Genomic DNA, 2,834 nt, shown 5'->3' on the forward strand with positions numbered 1-2,834 from the left:
AAAAAGCAACCTCTTTTAAATCGCTTTAAAAGAGGTTGCTTTTTATCTTATTTTTTGGAATAACGGAAAAACTAAAGAGTTGTGCAACGGTTACCGATGTTAGTCAAATTTTCTTTTATTATTTTTTTGAACAGAAATTGATCAAATAATTTCTTACGCTAAAATTTGTTAAATCTCCTGCTTTTTTAAAATTTTCGCAAGCTTCCGCAATTTTGTTAATTGCTAAATATGAGATCCCTAATTTTATGTAAGATATTTTCGTTATTGTATTATTTGATCTATCATCATTAATTGTTTTTAGTTTCTCATAAACTTTTATTGCATTTTCGAAATCATTATTGTTAAAATATTCCAATCCTTTTTTTTCAATTTGATCAATTTGTTTTTCAATTCTGTTTTTTTGATTGTTATCTTCTATTATCATCGAAAAACTTCGATTGATTAAAAAATCTTTACCTGTTGTATTCTTGAAATATTTTTCACTATCCAAAATTGCTTGTATTGCTTTTTTATCAAAATCCTCAGAGATATTGTTAATTATTTTTATATCCTTTATTTTTGAGTCTTTTGTTAAGATAAATTGTGCACTGAAATAATTTCGGGTGTTTGGAAAATCTTCGTAATTTGAAACTATATTTGCTAAATAAGAATTAAAACCTCCTTTATATATAAATGTAGGTTTTACAATTGAATTCTCGAGATAAACAGAAATGTTGCCATATTCTATTTGTTTTGGCTGGAACTCTGGATATAATTCAAGAAATGTTTCAGGTTTAAGAAGGCAAGCAATTTTATTATCTCCTTGAAATTTTAAAAAAAGGTATTTATCATTAAATCCATATTCAATTTTAGTGGCACTTGTTTGTATTACATTTGATGTTATTGTAATAGGTATTTCAATTCCATCAATTTTCATTTTATTATTATAAAAATCATATTGAGCATAAGTTGAAAAGTCTTTATCATTTACCTCTATTGGCTTTCCATCAGAAAAAATAAATTTATCTAATATCCAAGTTCCATTTAATTTATTACTTTGTGAAAAAATATTAATTGTTACAAACGAAATTAATAATGTAATAGTTGTTTTCATCATTTTTTTAAAATTACAGTTAAAGTTTTAGGGCTTTACGATGGTGGGGCAATCGAAGCGCAAATCTTCAGTTTAGTATAAAAGTTTAATCGTAGAACAAATGTTGAACTTTACAGTTTTATCCTACTAGCAGAACCTTTGTTAGCGGTAGTTTTTAGTCAAATTTAATTTTATGTTCTTGCTCAAAATAGCTCACTTTGTCCATAATATTTTTTGCTACTTCGTCTTTAGAAAATTTTGTAATATCTACTATTTCTTTAAGCAGGTTGTAATAATTTCCACCTATTGCTATTTGGTCATAAGCAAACTTTGTTGCAAATAAATATCTGTCAATCCAATCTTCTGTAAATTGGTCTATAAAATCCTCATCATATTTTTTTACTTTAATTCGATGATCATAGTCTCCAATAAATTCAATTTCTGTTTCATTTATTGTGTCTATTGATATTGTTTTGTCCAAAAAATATTCTTTAATCTTTAAACATTCTTTGTTTGCATCATTAGAGTTTTCCATCCATAAAATCAATGATACATTGATGTAATCATATTGATTTTCTATGGTATTTCGTAAACTATATTTATCTGCTTGTCTAAAAAAGAGAAAAATGTTTTGTCCACCAATTACATTAGCTGATTTTAAGTAGAATAATTTGTTAGAGTTATTTAAAATTTTCATTTCGTTTAAGTTCAATAAATAATTTGTTGTCTTTTAGCAGATGGTTATATGTAAAATTACCGTTAACGTTTCGGGTATTGCCGAAGGCGGGTATTTTTCGCACAAAAATTCAATCGAAGAACGGATGTTGAGATTTTTATAAATGTCCAATCGAAGCTGTTCAAAGCCGCTAGCAGTAATTGTTCTATTCTTTAAAGCTGTTTCCGGCCACATAAAGGTCAAAATTTATAGATAGTCCTAAGTCGTTCATTCGTCTTATATTATCTGTGTCAATATTGTGTCCGCCAATCATTCCATTTCCCTTATGAATCTCCATGGCAACCTGAACATATCCGTCTGCTTTTTCAACAAGTTGTTTTATTCCTTCCTTGTCTCCCTCCAAAAAATCAAGCAGTTTTTTTAGTTTGTCTTCAAATTCGTCAGGTTCTGGATTGGGTAAAATTGTCAGATTACTAAATGTATAATTTGACTTCCCACTTTTTCTAAGGTCGCCTTTATTCCACAATTCTGTTGGAGTCAAGCGTGTCATTACTTTTAATTCGTCCGAAGATAGAGTTTCTGATGTTGCTCTGAAATAAACCTGATGATATGCTTCTGTATCAATACTTATTACTTCATTCGACTTTGTGTCAATGTAAACCGCAAAATAAAATTTTTCGTCAAGAACAGGTAAGTAAGCAATAATCAAGTTATCAGTTCTGTCACGGTCAATGCGGTCAATTTTTAATTTATTGTCAGCGTAAATTGGACTATGAATTTCAAGATATTGTTTCGTCACCCCAAGTGTTTTTTCCTTGAATTCCTTTTGTATAAGTTCTATTACTTGTTGCTCGGTCATGCTATTTCTGTTAACGTTTCGGGGCTTTGTGATGGTGGGGCAATCGAAGCGAAAATCTTCAATTTTGTACAAAAGTTAAACCGTAGAACTACCGTTGAACTTTGCAATTTCGCCCCACTATTGCAAAACCCTTGTGCTTGTTGCACAACCAAAAATACTAAAAATAAATTTTGTGAATATTAAATAAATAAAATACTATAACTATTTGATAATTAATGTATTATTCA

At 28.6% G+C, this 2,834-nt stretch carries 3 protein-coding genes; all 3 read right to left on the minus strand.

The features are described from left to right. Positions 1 to 118: 118 nt before the first annotated feature. The 3 genes from B5X64_RS22325 to B5X64_RS22335 all read right to left on the minus strand — a co-directional run bounded on the left by B5X64_RS22325 (position 119) and on the right by B5X64_RS22335 (position 2,607). On the minus strand, positions 119 to 1,093 hold the full coding sequence (locus tag B5X64_RS22325; RefSeq protein WP_164463448.1) for a hypothetical protein: 975 nt from the start codon (positions 1,091 to 1,093) through the stop codon (positions 119 to 121). 154 nt (positions 1,094 to 1,247) lie between these two features. Continuing rightward, complete coding sequence (locus tag B5X64_RS22330; protein WP_079467316.1) at positions 1,248 to 1,769, minus strand: hypothetical protein; 522 nt, start codon at positions 1,767 to 1,769, stop codon at positions 1,248 to 1,250. 184 nt (positions 1,770 to 1,953) lie between these two features. Further along, positions 1,954 to 2,607, minus strand: a complete 654-nt coding sequence (locus B5X64_RS22335; protein ID WP_079467317.1) for a DUF4279 domain-containing protein — start codon at positions 2,605 to 2,607, stop codon at positions 1,954 to 1,956. Positions 2,608 to 2,834: the final 227 nt, after the last annotated feature.

It is taken from the genome of Chryseobacterium balustinum (assembly GCF_900168205.1).
GTDB classification, from domain to species: domain Bacteria; phylum Bacteroidota; class Bacteroidia; order Flavobacteriales; family Weeksellaceae; genus Chryseobacterium; species Chryseobacterium balustinum.